General features: G+C 62.3%; 17 protein-coding genes and 2 pseudogenes. 8 read left to right on the forward strand and 11 right to left on the reverse strand.

Annotated features, from left to right (window positions below; translation table 11 throughout):
* Positions 1-55: 55 nt before the first annotated feature.
* The 9 genes from QEO92_RS31260 to QEO92_RS31300 are packed head-to-tail and all read right to left on the reverse strand — an operon-like array spanning position 56 to position 7,078.
* Positions 56-310 carry an IS1096 element passenger TnpR family protein gene (locus tag QEO92_RS31260; protein WP_210057158.1) on the reverse strand — a complete coding sequence of 85 codons (255 nt, stop codon included), beginning with the start codon at positions 308-310 and terminating at the stop codon, positions 56-58.
* Positions 307-522, reverse strand: coding sequence for a hypothetical protein (locus QEO92_RS31265; protein WP_062653571.1), 216 nt, complete (start codon positions 520-522; stop codon positions 307-309). The genes QEO92_RS31260 and QEO92_RS31265 overlap by 4 nt, the downstream gene beginning before the upstream one ends.
* Before the next feature lie 50 nt (positions 523-572).
* Entirely contained in the window at positions 573-1,496 is a 924-nt protein-coding gene (locus QEO92_RS31270; RefSeq protein ID WP_062653569.1) for an SDR family NAD(P)-dependent oxidoreductase, read from the reverse strand.
* A gap of 27 nt (positions 1,497-1,523) precedes the next feature.
* Complete coding sequence (locus QEO92_RS31275) at positions 1,524-2,699, reverse strand: acyl-CoA dehydrogenase family protein (RefSeq protein ID WP_210057159.1); 1,176 nt, start codon at positions 2,697-2,699, stop codon at positions 1,524-1,526.
* Between the two features lies 1 nt (position 2,700).
* Positions 2,701-3,462, reverse strand: a complete 762-nt coding sequence (locus tag QEO92_RS31280) for an enoyl-CoA hydratase/isomerase family protein (protein ID WP_210057160.1) — start codon at positions 3,460-3,462, stop codon at positions 2,701-2,703.
* On the reverse strand, positions 3,459-4,517 hold the full coding sequence (locus tag QEO92_RS31285; protein WP_210057161.1) for an acyl-CoA dehydrogenase family protein: 1,059 nt from the start codon (positions 4,515-4,517) through the stop codon (positions 3,459-3,461). The genes QEO92_RS31280 and QEO92_RS31285 overlap by 4 nt, the downstream gene beginning before the upstream one ends.
* A 13-nt stretch (positions 4,518-4,530) precedes the next feature.
* Positions 4,531-5,355, reverse strand: a complete 825-nt coding sequence (locus QEO92_RS31290; protein WP_210057356.1) for a MaoC/PaaZ C-terminal domain-containing protein — start codon at positions 5,353-5,355, stop codon at positions 4,531-4,533.
* 17 nt (positions 5,356-5,372) lie between these two features.
* Entirely contained in the window at positions 5,373-5,594 is a 222-nt protein-coding gene (locus tag QEO92_RS31295; protein ID WP_210057162.1) for an acetate--CoA ligase family protein, read from the reverse strand.
* Positions 5,591-7,078, reverse strand: coding sequence for an acetate--CoA ligase family protein (locus QEO92_RS31300; protein ID WP_320443069.1), 1,488 nt, complete (start codon positions 7,076-7,078; stop codon positions 5,591-5,593). Before QEO92_RS31300 ends, QEO92_RS31295 begins: the two co-directional genes overlap by 4 nt.
* Between QEO92_RS31300 and QEO92_RS31305 the strand changes: the two are divergent.
* Positions 6,963-7,466: pseudogene (locus QEO92_RS31305) on the forward strand (transposase); the annotation flags it as partial. The gene QEO92_RS31300 and the pseudogene QEO92_RS31305 sit on opposite strands and share 116 nt — an antisense overlap.
* Here QEO92_RS31305 and QEO92_RS31310 read toward each other — a convergent pair.
* Positions 7,394-7,666 carry a hypothetical protein gene (locus QEO92_RS31310; protein ID WP_210057366.1) on the reverse strand — a complete coding sequence of 91 codons (273 nt, stop codon included), beginning with the start codon at positions 7,664-7,666 and terminating at the stop codon, positions 7,394-7,396. The pseudogene QEO92_RS31305 and the gene QEO92_RS31310 overlap by 73 nt on opposite strands.
* On the opposite strand from QEO92_RS31310, the pseudogene QEO92_RS31315 reads away from it, so the two are divergent.
* Positions 7,659-7,778: pseudogene (locus QEO92_RS31315) on the forward strand (GNAT family N-acetyltransferase); the annotation flags it as partial. The gene QEO92_RS31310 and the pseudogene QEO92_RS31315 sit on opposite strands and share 8 nt — an antisense overlap.
* 182 nt (positions 7,779-7,960) lie before the next feature.
* Here QEO92_RS31315 and QEO92_RS31320 read toward each other — a convergent pair.
* Positions 7,961-8,755 carry an IclR family transcriptional regulator domain-containing protein gene (locus QEO92_RS31320; protein WP_227705911.1) on the reverse strand — a complete coding sequence of 265 codons (795 nt, stop codon included), beginning with the start codon at positions 8,753-8,755 and terminating at the stop codon, positions 7,961-7,963.
* A 234-nt stretch (positions 8,756-8,989) separates the two neighbouring features.
* On the opposite strand from QEO92_RS31320, the gene QEO92_RS31325 reads away from it, so the two are divergent.
* The 6 genes from QEO92_RS31325 to QEO92_RS31350 are packed head-to-tail and all read left to right on the forward strand — an operon-like array spanning position 8,990 to position 14,782.
* Positions 8,990-9,160: a hypothetical protein gene (locus QEO92_RS31325; RefSeq protein ID WP_210057167.1), complete on the forward strand. Its 171-nt coding sequence runs from the start codon at positions 8,990-8,992 to the stop codon at positions 9,158-9,160.
* Between the two features lie 10 nt (positions 9,161-9,170).
* The gene (locus tag QEO92_RS31330; RefSeq protein ID WP_210057169.1) at positions 9,171-10,175 is read left to right on the forward strand and encodes an acyl-CoA dehydrogenase family protein; all 1,005 of its coding nucleotides are present in this window, start codon (positions 9,171-9,173) and stop codon (positions 10,173-10,175) included.
* Positions 10,175-11,311, forward strand: coding sequence for an acyl-CoA dehydrogenase family protein (locus tag QEO92_RS31335; RefSeq protein ID WP_210057171.1), 1,137 nt, complete (start codon positions 10,175-10,177; stop codon positions 11,309-11,311). Before QEO92_RS31330 ends, QEO92_RS31335 begins: the two co-directional genes overlap by 1 nt.
* A 17-nt stretch (positions 11,312-11,328) precedes the next feature.
* Complete coding sequence (locus QEO92_RS31340) at positions 11,329-12,123, forward strand: crotonase/enoyl-CoA hydratase family protein (protein ID WP_210057173.1); 795 nt, start codon at positions 11,329-11,331, stop codon at positions 12,121-12,123.
* The gene (locus tag QEO92_RS31345) at positions 12,120-13,349 is read left to right on the forward strand and encodes a CaiB/BaiF CoA transferase family protein (protein WP_210057175.1); all 1,230 of its coding nucleotides are present in this window, start codon (positions 12,120-12,122) and stop codon (positions 13,347-13,349) included. Before QEO92_RS31340 ends, QEO92_RS31345 begins: the two co-directional genes overlap by 4 nt.
* 2 nt (positions 13,350-13,351) lie before the next feature.
* A complete protein-coding gene (locus QEO92_RS31350; protein WP_210057176.1) occupies positions 13,352-14,782 on the forward strand; it encodes an NAD-dependent succinate-semialdehyde dehydrogenase in 1,431 nt (476 codons plus the stop codon).
* Positions 14,783-15,486: the final 704 nt, after the last annotated feature.

A 15,486-nucleotide genomic window follows, 5' to 3' on the forward strand; every position in this document is an offset into this window, starting at 1 on the left:
TCCTCGGTAGTCTGATTCTCACATTAACTGATCAGATTTATGCGAAATTCTCAAGTTAAGTGCCTATTCTCAAATTAAGTGCCAGGCTATCCTTCTGAAATTGCTGCGACGGATTCTTGGGGTTAAGTGCAAAGCGACAGCAGTCTTCCTGCGGGCAGGCGCCGTCTCCTCCCATGCATGCCGGATAGTGAGCGCCCGGAGTGACTGGCTGGCGCTCCTCCAGCCGAAACTCGTGCTCCCAGGGAATGTTGAGGTCGTATTCGTACAGGAACCGGCGGCCTTTGCGCAGCTTCAATTCGCCAAGCGTCATGGCCGGGGACACACACCGCGCCAGATCGCCCCGGCGAAGGCCAGTGTCGAGATCCACAGCGGCACCAAAGCGATGAGCCCCAGACGCCGATAGGAAAGAACGAGGAAGGCGACCAATGCCAGACCACCGGCTCCCGTGACCGCCGGATACCGAACAAAGACGCTCGAAACACCGAAAACGATCGCCACGCAGATCAGTGCCGCCGCGGTCATTTCCTGCACAGAGAGGGGTGGAGTCGGCTTGACGGTAGCCTCCACAGTCCTCAGATCGGATCCCAGCAGAATACGTCACCCGAACGCTCCATCGGGACGACGCTCGCCTTGAAGGCGGGTAGGACGCGTTCGGCTATCAGGGCCGGCGTCCAACCTCCTCCCGATTGGACGCTGCGAATCGGTCGCATGGCGTTGAACAGGAACAGTTCATTGAGACGAGCTGCGAAAACCTGGCCTGTAATTCCCTCCGCCGCGGCCGATGCCAGGAAGACGACGAGCGGCGCGTTGGTCTCCGGCGTCATGCGCTTCATGCGTTCGACGCGCGCCTGTTCCTCCGGAGTCGTTGCAGGAATGGAGCTCGTCATCCGGCTCCAGGCGAAGGGCGCGACGCAGTTCGAGCGCACGCCGAACCGGCTCATGTCCAGAGCGATTGATTTCGAAAGGCCAACGATGCCGAGCTTGGCCGCGGCGTAGTTCGCCTGACCGAAATTTCCGATCAGGCCGGAGGTGCTGGTCATATGCACGAAGGCGCCTCTGCCTTGAGCACGAAACGGCTCAGCGGCCGCACGGCTCATATAGAAGCTGCCGTTCAAATGCACATTTATCACCGCCTCCCAGTCGGAAGGATCCATCTTGTGGAAGATGACGTCTCGAAGGATCCCGGCATTGTTGACCACCACATCCACCTGACCGAAGCTGTCCATGGTCATTTCGATGGTGCGGCGTGCGGCGTTCCATTCGGACACGCTTTCGCTCGAGATGATCGCCTGGCCGCCGAGCTGCTCGATCATCGCCTTGGTTTCCTCTGCGGGTGCGCTGGAGCGCTCGCCGCTCCCTCCCAGTGAAACGCCGATATCATTGATCACCACGCGAGCGCCCGCCCGGGCAAACTCCAGCGCAATGCCTCGACCGATGCCACCGCCCGCTCCCGTGACGACCGCGACCTTGCCCTCCAGTCCCAAATCGACTGTCATTTCGAATTCCCTCCTTGAACAGGCGTTTTATCGGCCGAGACCGAGCACTTGTTTGGCAACAATGTTGCGCTGAATTTCCGATGAGCCACCATAAATCGATGTTGGTCGCGCCTGAAGGAAGACACTGCCGGGGTAGAGCGTCGGAGCGTCCAGCAGCGGCCCTGCAAGCGTTCCCAGTTCGCCGGCGACCTCCAGTATCCGGTCTGTGATCTCCTGGTAGAGCGCGGACTGGTTGATCTTCAGCATGGAAACGTCAGGGCCGAGCGTTTCGCCGCGTCGCACCTTGTCTGCGAAGGTCTTGTAAAAGGACTTGTGGTCCTCGAGCTCCATGCGCAATCCGTTGAGGAGTGATGCATAGTCAGCGCTCTTTCCCAGATGGTCGCAAAGCCGCTCGAGATGGTCGAGCGCTCCTTCCGATTGCTTTGGTGAGCCCAGGAACAGACGTTCGAAGCCAAGCAGGTTCTTGGCGGTGGTCCAGCCCGAATTCACCTCCCCGACGATCGAGTCGGCGGGGATGCGAACATCGTCGAAGAAGACCTCTGCGAATTCGTCGTGCATGTCGATGTTGACGATCGGACGAACCTTCACGCCGGGCGTATCCATCGGCACAAGAAAGAAGCTTATGCCTTTTTGCTTGGCGGCCTGCTGGTCCGTGCGGGCAAGCACGAAGATCCATTGCGCGTCCATGCCCAGCGTCGTCCAGATCTTCTGCCCGTTGATCACCCACTGATCGCCTTCGCGCACGGCCGACGTGCGGAGCGCCGCAAGGTCGGAGCCGGCGTTGGGTTCGCTATAGCCTTGACACCAGACTATTTCGCCCGAGAGGATCTTCGGCAGATGGTAGGCGCGCTGAGCATCTGTTCCGTGAGCGATCAGGAGAGGACCGACCATGGTCAGGCCAGTATCGGGCAGTCGCGCACAACCATAGCGCTCCATTTCCTCGAACATGATCAGCAGCTTCGAGGGAGAGAGTCCCATCCCGCCATGTTCGCGCGGCCATCCAGGCGCTACCCAGCCCTGCAGCGACAGGATCTTGTACCAGGGCATGGCTTCTGCGGCGTGCAGCCGCTTGGGTGGACTGCGCAGTTCCTGCGGATAGTTGGTAGCGATCCAGCGACCTATCGTAGCGCGGAAGTCCGCATCCGAAAGCGTGTTCAGGTCCGCATGCGGCTCGGGTGCCGTCAGGCTAGCGATGGCTGTCATTTCATTCTCCCCTGAATACTGCTGCACGCTTCTCGAAAAAGGCTGCGCGCCCTTCCAACGCGTCAGCGCTGAACAAGAGCGTCGGCTGGATCTGGCGTTCGAATTCGAGCGCCCTGTCGACCTCCAAGGCGAGGAAGTCCTTTACATAGGCCTCGGCAAAGGCGCAGCTTCTGCCGCAGTGCCGGCGAAAGCCTTGGCTGCGGCAAGCGCTCCACCTTCCGGTACGAGTTCGTCCACGAAGCCGAGGCGGTACCCCTCCAGCGCATCGATCGTTGCCGAGGCGAGGATGATACGGCGCCCGTGCGAAGCCTATGCGCGCTGGCAGCGTGGCCAGCAGCCCCATACTGGGGATCAGACCTATCTTGCCAAAACTCGAGGCAAAACGAGCCGTTTCCGCAGCAACGACGGTTTCGCAAGCCAACGCCAAAGCGAAGCCACCGCCAGCAGCCCACCCTTCAACGGCGGAGACGAGCGGCTTGGGAAACCTCACCATTCGCCCCACGAGATCCTTCACAACCGAGAAACGATCGCGCGCCTCGGCGATGTTGGTCACAGCCTTCTGGTCACGAATATCGCCGCCGGTGGAAAAGTGCCCACCTGCACCCGTCAAAACAACAGCGTGAACGGCTCGGTCGTGTTCAGCATCCGAGAGAAGCTGGACCAACCTGCGTCGCACTGCATGACCGACGGGATTGCAACGCTCGGGCTCGTCCATCGTGAGGATCAGAAGTCCCTCTTCAAGGGCCGCCGCAATCCCGGTCATGGCCGCCCCTCCGTCAGGCCGCCGTAACGTTGGCGATGGAAACCCGCGCTGCCGTAACGCGGTGCCAGCACCATGGCACGGCGCAGGAACAATCCGATATCGGCCTCTTCCGTATATCCGATGGCACCGTGAAGCTGCACCGCCTGTCTCGTAACCAGCATGGCGGCATCGGCGGCCCGCGCCTTCGCTCTGGAGACGATACGACGGCAGTCGTCGCCCGAATCGAACGCTTCGACGGCATCGCGTAGCACCGCCCGCGTCAAGCCAATCTCGATTTCCATATCCACAGCCCTGTGCTGCAGCGCCTGGAAGTGGCCGATAGGTTGGCCGAACTGGACGCGTGTCTTGAGATAGTCGAGCGTGATGGCAAAGGCGCGCCCCATGATTCCAAGCAATGCCGACGCCGTGGCCAGGGCCGCGGCTTCGAGCGCCTTCGCATCTGGCGCAGATAGCCGTTCCGCCTCGACCCCATCGAGGATCAAGGTCGCCGTGTGACCGCCATCGATGGTGTTTTCGATTTCAAGCGACATGCCCGCGGCTTTCGCGTCGACCAACCAGCAGGCTTCAGTCGAAACGACGAGAAACGCATTGGCGGCGGCGGCCATTGGCACGAAACGCTGTCTTCCCGAGATCCGCCCCTCGGCCTCCGTGATGTCTCCGGCGATCGTGAGGCCATCGGGAGCATCGAGCCAGGCCGGCAAGATAAGCTTGTCACCGCTCAACGCTTCGGCGGGTGCGTCCTTGCCCATGAAATCGAGAGCAAGCTGGGCCTCGATGAGCGGCTCGGGCAGCAACGCCGCTCCTACTTCGCCAGCGAGCGCCGCATATTCCGCCATGCCAAGGCCTGCGCCGCCTGCCGCTTCCGGCAGCCGAATTCCAAGCCAACCCATGGCGGAGATCTCGCTCCAGCGTCCTCGATCTATTCCCGGCCTGCTAAAGCGCAGATGTCGAATCGCCTTGAGATCGCCATCGCGCGAGGCAATGCCTGCAGCGCTTTCGACCAACAGGCGCACCCCCTCAAGCCTGTCCTCGCCAGTTGCGAGCGCTGCATCCATCGCCGTTTCCTCCTCATTCGAATTGGGCGAGACCGTTTCCGAGCACCACCATGCCGCGCTCCGCCGCGCACACGCGGAAGGAGCCGTCCGGCCAGATTTCCGTAAGCAATGTCTCCCCCGGCAGGACTGTCGAACTGAAACGAACGTCAAGCCCCTTGAGTCGCGTCGGATCGCCTGCGCAAAGCGTCTTCATCAGAGCATGCGCGGCGATGCCCAGGCTGCACAATCCGTGCAGGATGGGCCGCTCGAATCCGGCCTTGGCGGCAACATCAGGATCAATGTGCAAGGGATTGTCGTCGCCATTCCAACGGTACCAGAGCGCCTGCTCGGGTCGAGTTTGCGTCTTGCGCACAAACGTGGGATCCGTTTCGGGAAGCGTATGGGTCTGCTTCACCGGACCGACCGGCCCCCCGAAACCTCCGTCCCCGCGCAGGAAGGTGGTGGCATGGGTTGTCGCGTAGAGCCTGCCATCGTCCGCGTCGCGCAATTCCTTTTCGGTATAGAGTAGCGCGCCGCGCCCGGCGCCCTTGTCGATGATGCCGGTAACGCGGGTCTTGCCGATCACTACACCTTCAGGCGGTAACGGGGCATGCAGCGTAATGCCTTGCTCGCCATGGACAAGGCGCAGCGCGTCGACCCCGGTATCGGGATTTGCAAGCCAGAACCCCGGGTGGCCGAGCACCAGCGGCAAGGTCGGAAAGGGTGCCAGCGCGCCAGCGCCAACAAACTGCAAATCACCGCGGTCCATCGGATCCTGTCCGACACCGATCGACAAAGCATAGAAGGCACACTCGCGCGGACCGTAGCTCTGACGGACCTCGGGAATGTCGTAGGCCATCAACTTTTCGTAGTCGATCACGGCAAAACCTCCTCATCGCACTCGATCACCGCGTCGAGCGCGAAGGCCCCGTCGGGCAGCGCGAGCACCGGATTGAGATCGATCGCGCGCAGGCGAGGGCCCGCAGCGACGGCAAATGCGGAAAGCCGTGACAACATGGATGCAAGCGCATCGAGATCGACGGGCGCGCGACCGCGTGCCCCGGTCAGGATTGCCGCTGCCTTGATCGACAGGATCATTTCCCGGCGACGGGGCCAAAGACAAGGTCGCGGCCGATACCCATCAGGCATTCGACGCCACCCGAAAGCTGTCGGGCAACCAGGATACCGGCAATGCGCGCCTCGGGAGCCGTCCTGCCAACCGTGCCAAGAATATCGTGATAGGCGGCCCGGACGGAATCGGTATCGACCAGGTTCAGCCTGACGCCGCCGATATCGGACTTGTGAACGATGTCGGGCGAAACGATCTTCATCACGACAGGGAAACCGAGTTCGGCAGCGGCGGCTACCGCCTCCTCCGCCGAGTGCACGATCCGCTCGGCGGCAGCCGCTATGCCGGCTTTCGCGAGAAGCGCCTTTGCCGCGTATTCGTCGGGACTGACGGCCGGCAGGCGGACATTCGGCAGTTCCGGCAGCGCCTTCGGCTTCCGGGCCATCATTTCGCCGACCCGTCCCATCGCCGCAATGGCCCGCACGGCCCGGCTTGGATCGGAAAATACAAGGAAACCGGCCTCTTCGTACGCGCGCGTGACGGCATCATCCGCGATGATGCAGAGCGCCAGCAGCCGGTCGGGAAATTCGGCGCGGATCTTGTGCAAGGTTTCGCGCAGTTTCGGCGCAAGCGTCGCGCTCCCGGCTACATAGGTCATGAAACAAAGGATAGAGCGATATTCGCCATCCCTGATCGCCGCGCGGGTGAACTGCTCGAACAATGACATGTCGTTCAGTGCCTGGGCCGTGCAGTCGAGCGGATTGGCCGGAGCGCCATAAGGCAGAAGCTGTTTCAACCGGACCTGCGCCTCGGCCGGCATGGTCGGCATCGGCAAGCCCACCAGTTCTGCCTCATCGCTGGCGACAATCCCCGCGCCGCCGCTGATGGTGATCACGCCGAGACTATTGTGGGCAGGATAGATCCGCTGCCGCGCCGCGTAGGCGAAATCAAGCATCTGCTCGGTATCACGCACCCGGATGACGCCATGTTCGGCGAGAACTGCCTCGGCCACGGCATCGTCCCCGGTGAGCGAGGCCGTATGCGAGGCGGCCGCCGAAGCGCCGATCGGGCTGCGTCCGGATTTCAGCATGAAGACCGGCTTGCCGGCCGCTCGCGCCGCATCGAGGGCGGCGATCATGCGGTCCGCGTCGCGAAAACCCTCCTGATAGGCGCAGATCACGTCCACCGCATCACTGCCGGCCATCCAGCCGATGGCGTCGGCGACCGTCACATCCGCCTCGTTGCCGGTGGTGACCAGAACCGAGGTCCCAAGGCCGCGCACCCGCGCCACGGCCGCAAGATGCGTTCCGTAAGCGCCCGACTGGCTGGCGATGCCGACATTGCCCGGCAGGGGGAAGTCCATTTCCAGAAACGAGGAAAAGGTGCCGTAATATCCCAAGGCGGACGTGTCCAAGGTTCTTTCCGCGACCTGGCAGCGCTGCAGGGTCCACTTCATGAGAAACGCATTGGCCCATGCCGGGAAGAGCGGTCGGCGTGTCGTCTCCGCCTTCATTGCCACGGCGTTTGCCCAGGACACGCCGGAGGCTGCAAGCCAGCAGTGGCGCAACGTCGCCGATCAGATCAGACCGAAAGTGCCCAAGCTCGCAACTCTCATGGACAGTGCCGAGGAGGACGTGCTGGCCTACATGACCTTTCCCAAGGCGCATTGGACCAAGCTGCACTCGACCAATCCCATCGAGCGGCTGAACGGCAAGATCAAGCGGCGCACCGAGGTCGTCGGCATCTTTCCCAACGACGATGCCGTCGTCAGGCTCGTCGGTGCCTTGTTGCTCGAGCAGAACGACGAATGGGCCGTCCAGCGATCACGCTAAATGACCCTTGAGACCATCGCGACAATGAGCGATGATCCCCTCATCAGCCTGCCCGCCGCGGCAAGCTGATCCAGTCCCGGCTCTGCCCGGAAGGCACGGCGAACGCCGAAGCTACACCCCCTGGGACACGATCCGACCAACTTCCGCCGCAGCGAGGTGATTGTCATCGGGCTTTGCGCCTGGCCGTAGATCTGCACGAAGCGCGGACCGAACAGGAACAGTGCTTCGTCGTAAGACGCGAGTTTCTCCGCACCTTTTTCCAAGGTCATGTTGCTCACGGGTTCAAAGTAGGCTGCCACATTGAAGTTCTATCACGATGTAGGCTTCGAGCAGAACAAGACAGGCTTCCAGGTTCGGCGCATTCCACCTCGGGCCTCGTAACGCGCCATAAATAAATCGCCCGTGAATGCCCCAATATAAGCCTACCGTATATCGGTGCCCTTTAATGTTCAGGGGCCAACCAAGCTCCGGAAGCTGGAAGCATATTCTTGACGCCCCAACTGCGATTAGACAACTCCATCATTCGGGAGTGGAATGGTCGGGACGCGCGGCAGCGACACATATCAGGCGATGTCGCCCGTATGCGTTTCGAGTTTCGCGGCCAATTTGTCCGCAACCTCGATCAGCGGCACAAGAAACTGATCGCGCGCCGCATCCGGCGTCATGGCGCGGCGCAGATAGATGATGTTCATGGCGCCGAACACCTGCGAGTGCGTCCTGATCGGGACGCCGATGCTGAAAAACTTGGACTCGTAGTTTTCGCGCGAATAGCTTTCGTCCATCGTGGCATAGCCCCGTGCCCGCACGTTTTCGAGCAGCGCTTCCAATGCGTCCAAGGCGCGCGCGAGGGCGAATTCCGGTGCGGGATTCTTCTGTGCGCGCTCCAGGAAAGCTTGCCGTTCCTCTTCCGGGCAGAAGGCGAGATAGGCCCGCCCGAGGCTGGTGTGGAGCACCGGTGCCCGGTATCCCGGCTTGCGGAAAAAGCGCATCGGCTCGGTTTCGCGCGATGTCTCGATGACCAGCATTGCGTCCTCGTCGAAGATCGACACATCCGAAGGCCAACCAATGGATTGCCGGAACTGCGCCAGATCCTCGGACACAATTGCGCCGATGGCCTGATGCCGGTTGTAGCCAACGCTGAGCTGCAGGGTCTTGCCGGTGACACGGTAGGTCCGGCTGTCGCTGTCGCGCACAATATATCCGGCATGGGCCAGCGTGGTCAGCATCCGGACGATGGTTGCCTTGTCCAGCGATGTCAGGCGGTGAATTTCGCCCACCGTGGCGTTTCCTGTCGTCTTGTTGATCGCGGCCAGAACGTCGAGCACCCGCAAGGCCGCGATCACCGGTTGGTAGGCCATGTCAATTCCCTCCCGAACTTGTCATTTCCCCAACCGGGGCTTCCACGGATCGAGAGTGGTGCCAAGAATGAAGTGGATGGGGTGACAAGAAAATTCTCCGTTTGCGGCTTTCACATAGCCGTTTTTGTGACCGGTGAACAGCCTGCCGAACCAGGTTGCATTTTGCATGAGGAGGACTATGCTAATAATGAAATGAAATTTCACTTGGTGAAGTTCTCAGAATCGGAGGGGATCATGTCCAGGACTGCATTTATCGACCTTGGGGCCATGGCTGGCCCGATGATGTCCAGTGTCGCGCGAAAGCGTCTTGCGATCAGCGCATATGATATTGTTCGGGCGGTGCGTGCGTGCGGCAGGCGCGGTCTTGGGGCTGGCGTCGAGCGGTCGCGTTTGACCCATGGCTGAGGGCGGTGCAATGGACAGTTCGACCTATTCCATGGTCCTTGAGACATCGGAGAAGCTTTTTGCCGGTTGCGGGGGGGAGGGTTTCGACCCCGCTCTCTGGTTGGCCGCCGAAGAGGCAGGGTTTCCACTCGCCCTGCTGAGCGAAGAACACGGTGGATTCGGTTTCTCCGCCCGGGAAGCCTTTGCCCCCGTGCGGGTGGCGGCGGCCTGTGCCGTTGCCCTGCCGCTGGGCGAAACGCTGCTGGCCAACTGGGTGGCGTCGCTGGCCGGGCTGGGAACGCTCGAGGGGCCCGTGGCGCTGGCCTGGAGTGGCGTGGCGGCGATGCCGTTCGGGCGTTATCTGCGCACGGTCGTCTGCCTGTCCAAACTGGATGGCGGTGTCGGGCTGTCCCTTCTGCATCCCGCCGCCGAACTCTGGCACGCGGGCACCAACCACGCGGGCGAGGAGCGTGATGTGCTGGTCGCTACCGAACCGGTCGCGCCGCAGGCTCGTGTCGCAATGTCCCCAGTCGCTCTGCGCGCGATCATGTCGACCTTGCGCACAGTGCAGATGGCCGGCGCGATCGAGGCGGTTGCCGATATGTGCCTGCGCTATTGCAATGTGCGCGAACAATTCGGGCGCCCGCTGGGAAAGTTTCAGGCGATCCAACACCAACTGGCCATTCTTGCGACCCACAGCTGTGCCGCCACCGTTGCCGCCGACATGGCGGTGGCAGCTTTTGAAACACTCGCGACGCAGGGGGAAGAGGTTTTCATTCCGACTGCGGCCGCGGCAAAACTGCGCGCGGCAGAGGCCGCGACGGCCGCAGCGTCAATCGCGCATCAGGTTCATGGAGCGATCGGTTTCAGCGAGGAATATCCCCTGCATCTGCTGACCCGCCGTCTCTGGTCGTGGCGGGACGAGGACGGTTCTGAATCACAATGGGCCGAGTATCTGGCGAACTGGGCGCAAACCCAACCCGAGCGTGGTCTGTGGCCCGCACTGACCGCCTGCGACCTGGCAAAGGTGGCGTGATGGCACTTCCGACCTTTCCGCTTGAAGCGACGACTCCGGCGCAGGCGGCGCTGAGGGATGAGGTCCGCGCCTTTCTGGCCGAAGCGCTTACGGATCTGCCCGCCCGCGAACGGGCACGATCCTGGACCGGGTTCGACGCAGGTTTCAGCAGGAAACTGGGCGAACGCGGCTGGCTGGGTATGACCCTGCCGAAAGAATACGGCGGCCATGACCGCAGTGCCGTGGACCGGCATATCGTCGTCGAAGAACTGCTCGCGGCGGGGGCGCCCGTTGCGGCCCACTGGATTGCGGATCGCCAAAGCGCGCCCCTGATCCTGCGCCATGGCACCGAGGAACAGCGCCGGACCATCCTGCCGCGCATCGCGGCGGGAACCTGTTTCTTTGGCATCGGCATGAGCGAGGCCAACAGCGGCTCGGATCTGGCGTCCGCGCGGACACGGGCCGAAAAGACGGCTGATGGCTATGTCCTGAACGGAACCAAGCTGTGGACGACATACGCGCACAAGGCGCATTACATGATCGTCTTTTGCCTTACTGGCCAGGCCGAGAGCCGATACGGCGGCTTTAGTCAGGTTCTCGTGGACATGAGCCTTCCGGGGATTTCCGTCAGCCCGGTTCTGGACATCGCTGGAGAGCACCACTTCAACGAAGTGTCGTTTGACAATGTGCTGCTGCCCCCTGACGCCCTCCTGGGCAAGGAAGGCGACGGCTGGGCACAGGTCATGTCGGAACTGGCGTTCGAACGCAGCGGCCCGGACCGGTTCCTTTCATCCTTCGTGTTGGTGGATGAGTTGCTGCGCTGCCTCAAACGCATGCCCGGCGCGGCAGAAACCTCCGATCTGGGCCGCATGGTCGCCCGGCTGATGATTCTGCGGCAAATGTCGCTGTCAGTCGCCGGGCGTCTGGCGCGGGGCGAGCAGCCGGTTCTGGCGGCCGCAATCGTCAAGGATCTGGGTGCATTGTTCGAACAGGACGTGCCGGAAATCGCGCGGCGAGTTCTGCACGAAAATGCGTCGGACCCCGAATATGCGGCGGTGTTTCGGCGCATCCTACTGGCCGCCCCCAGTTTTTCGCTGCGGGGAGGAACCCGCGAAATCCTGCGCGGGATCATTGCCCGTGGCCTCGGTCTGCGGTGAAGAAAAGGGACGAAAACATGACGCTTGTAACGACAGAGCGTGACGATGCGGGCATTGTGACAATGACGCTCAACGCGCCAGAAACCCGCAATGCCATTTCGGACATGCCCATGATCGAGGCAATTCTTGCCGCGCTGACCGAAGCGCAGGCTGATCCGGAGGCCCGGGTGATTTTGCTGACGGGGGCGGGGGCCGCCTTTTCCTCGGGCGGGAACATCAAGTCGATGTCGCCGGGACAGGGGCTGGTGGACAAGGTTCCGGCGATCACGCGGCGCAACTACCGGGCCGGGATTCAACGGCTGCCGCTTGCGTTCGAGGATTGCGACCTGCCCATCGTCGCCGCCGTCAATGGCCCGGCGGTCGGCGCCGGTTGCGATCTGACACTGATGTGCGATCTGCGTATCGCTGGCGCGTCTGCGACGTTCGCCGAAAGCTTTGTCCGCATCGGCATCGTGCCGGGCGATGGCGGCGCGTGGCTGCTGCCGCGCGTGGTGGGTTTTGCGCGCGCCTCGGAAATGGCGCTGACCGGCGACACGATTGATGCGCAAACCGCGCTGAGCTATGGGCTGGTCAGCCGCGTCGTTCCAGACGACGAGCTGTTGAATGAAGCGCGCGCCATCGCCGGACGCATTGCCGCTAATCCGGGTCATGCCGTGCGCATGACCCGCCGGCTGCTGCGTCAGGCCTATAATCGTGATCTGTCCGTCACGCTGGAGCTATCATCGGCCATGCAGGCCCTTGCGCATGAAACCGATGACTACACCAAGACGCTTGCGGCCATGCGCGCGCGCATCGAGAAGTCCAGATCATGACCGGCGCGCTTGACGGGATCCGGGTGCTCGATCTTTCTCGGGTTCTGGCAGGGCCTTGGGCCACGCAGATTCTGGGCGATCTGGGGGCCGAGGTGATCAAGGTCGAACGACCCGGCGCGGGCGACGACACGCGCGCTTGGGGGCCGCCTTCGGCCGAGCTGGGCGGAGAGCAGTTTTCAGCCTATTACCTGGCCTGCAACCGCAACAAGCAATCTATCGCCATTGACATGGCCCGGCCCGAGGGGGCGGCGCTCATCCGTCGCATGGCCCGCGAGGCGGATATCCTGGTCGAGAATTTCAAGACCGGCGATCTGGCGCGTTACGGGCTGGACTATGACAGCTTGCACGTGATCAACCCGCGGCTGATCTATTGTTCCGTTACAGGGTTCGGTCAGACCGGACCCTATGCCGGGCGCGGCGGCTATGATTTTCTGGTGCAGGGAATGGGCGGACTGATGAGCGTCACCGGCAACTCTGCCGACGACCCGGTGAAGGTCGGCGTGCCGGTCATAGATATTTTTACCGGCCTCTACGCCACCATCGCCATTCAGGCCGCCCTGCGCCACCGCGAACGCTCCGGTGAGGGGCAGTACATCGATTGCGCCCTGCTGGATACTTCTGTCGCCATTCTGTCCAATCAGGGGATGAACTGGCTTATCGGCGGCGTGACGCCTCGCCCCATGGGCAATTCACATCCCAATGTCGTGCCCTACCGCGCCTTTGCGACGGCTGACGGGCATATCATCGTTGCCGTGGGTAACGACAAACAGTTCGCTGCGCTGTGCCGGGTGCTGGGCCGGGCCGACCTGGTCCAACACCCCGAATATCTGACCAATGAACTGCGCAATCGCAACCGCGCGATGCTGGAGCCGGAACTTGAACGCGAGATCGCCAACTGGAACAGCCCTGAACTTCTTGCCGCGATGGAGGCTGCCCGAGTGCCGGGCGGACCGATCAACCGCATCAATGAGGTTTTTGCCGACCCGCAGGTGCAGGCGCGCGGCATGGTCGTGCCCGTCGCCACCTCTGCCGGACAAGAAACGCCACAGGTCCGGTTTCCTCCGATCATGACTGCCTCACCTGCCACGATCCGGCGCGCACCACCGGCGCTTGGGGCTGATGGTGCGGCGATATTGCGTGGTCTGGGGCTCGACGACGCCGAAATACAGCAGCTTATTACGGTCGGGGTAATCTGCATACCTGAGCCAAATCAAGGGAGAAAATGACAATGACTCACCCCACCTTCATCCTGAACGGAGAGGCCAGGGACACGGGAACCCTGGGAACGTTACCGTTGATGGACCCGGCGACCGAAACCGAAATCGCCCAAATCCCCAAAGCGGGCCGGGCCGAGGCGATCGAGGCCGCGCGACTTGCCGCCGAGGGCTTTGCCGAGTGGTCCGTCGTTTCGCCCTTTGAGCGCAGCAAGATCCTGCGTGCCGCGGCGGCGATCATGCGGGAACAGGCGGAGGCCGCCGCCGCCGACATGACCCGTGAGCAGGGCAAGCCCCTGGCGCAGGCGCGGGGCGAATGGATGGTTTCCGCCGATTGCCTCGAATGGTTTGCCGAAGAGGGGCGCCGCACCTATGGACGCCTCGTCCCGTCGCGGGCGGCAAACATGACATGGACCGCGCATCAGCGGCCCGTCGGGCCGATCGCGGCCTTCACGCCCTGGAACTTCCCCGCCTTCACGGTGATGCAGAAACTTGCGCCGGCGCTGGCAGCGGGCTGCTCCGTGGTCCTGAAACCGGCGGAGGAAACGCCAATGACGGCGTGGCGCATCTGCCGGGCGCTGCTTGACGCGGGATTGCCGCCCAAGGCCATCGGGTTGATCTGGGGCGATCCGGCGGAAATTTCCGACACGCTGATCAAGGCGCCGGAGATCCGCAAGGTTTCCCTGACCGGGTCCATCCGCGTCGGACGCCTGCTCGCCAGCGCCGCCGGCCATGAGCTCAAGAAGGTCACGATGGAACTGGGTGGCCATGCGCCGGTGATCGTTGCCCGAGATGCCGATCTATCCCAGTTGGTTCCGCTGGCGGCAGAGTGGAAGTTCCGAAATACTGGGCAGGTCTGCGTTTCGCCGACGCGGTTTCTGGTCGAGACCCCTCTCTATGACGACTTCGTTGCAGGTATGGCCGAGGCGGCCGCGAAAATTACCGTCGGCAACGGGGCAGACCCGAAGACAGTCATGGGGCCGCTGACAACCGCGGCGCAGTTGACCAAGGTGCAGGGGCTTTACGACGACGCTGTCGCCAAGGGCGCTCGTGTCGCCGCGGGCGGTGAACGGATCGGCAATCAGGGCTGGTTCTTTGCCCCGACCGTTCTTGCGGACATGACGACAGACATGCGCGCCATGAACGAAGAGCCCTTCGGCCCCCTGGCCCTGGTGGCAAAGGTCGATAATATCGACGCCGCGCTGGCAGAGGCGAACCGGATGCCGGTCGGGCTCGCATCCTATGCCTTTACGGAAAATTCACGAACACGGCATCGCATCGTTTCCGGCATCAAGGCCGGGATGCTGGGCGTCAATCATTTCGCCTTGGCGATGCCCGAGACACCTTTCGGTGGTGTGCTCGACAGCGGAATGGGGTCGGAAGGGGGGATAGAAGGCATAAGCGCCTATCTGACACCGTTCCTGGTCACCGCACGGGAATCATAGTGAAACCCTGAGCAGGTTCCGAAAGTCTACGGAAACCAATGTCATCAATGCCCGCCCCCATCCAGATGGGGGAGGGCATTGCAGCAAGATCATGCTTCAGGCGTCTCTTGCGCAAATGCGCCGACGGTGGGCGCTGAAAGTCCAGGCACGCCGTCCCAGCAACCACCTTGTGATCATCGGCAATGACCTGATTTTCGACGATCGGCACCTCATGCGCGTATCATTATCATCGCCGCTCGGCATCGCGTGCTCGTCGCACATCTGCTCCCGGCCCGGCGCATGCTCGACAGGGATGCGCTACGCGCGATATTTCACTTGTTGAAATTCAATTTCATTGACAGCATGCCAATCGTCTGTGACGATGGAGCTGTCAAAATGCGGATTCCCGTGGGTAGCTTCGGAGGAACGTTGGGGCGGAATGACAACCTGGGCCGTCGGCTTTTCAGGCGCATTGTGCAGCAGGCCAAGGATTGCCCGCTCATCCCCGGCAACCCGCGTGAGCTGAGCATGTATCCGGCAGGGCTGCCCTCGTATCTCGAGGAATGCGAGAAGTCGATCGCAGAGGGGCTCTCGGGTTTCCAGAGAGCTTAATGGACGGGTGTCTGGAAAATGGTCGGTAAGCCACACAGCGCCACAAGGGTTCGGACGGCTGAATGGCCGCGCGGCCCTTGGGAAACTGGGCGACCACCTTGAACTTCGAGAGA

Origin of the sequence: Neorhizobium petrolearium, from assembly GCF_029854435.1 — a bacterium.
GTDB classification, from domain to species: Bacteria; Pseudomonadota; Alphaproteobacteria; order Rhizobiales; family Rhizobiaceae; genus Neorhizobium; species Neorhizobium petrolearium.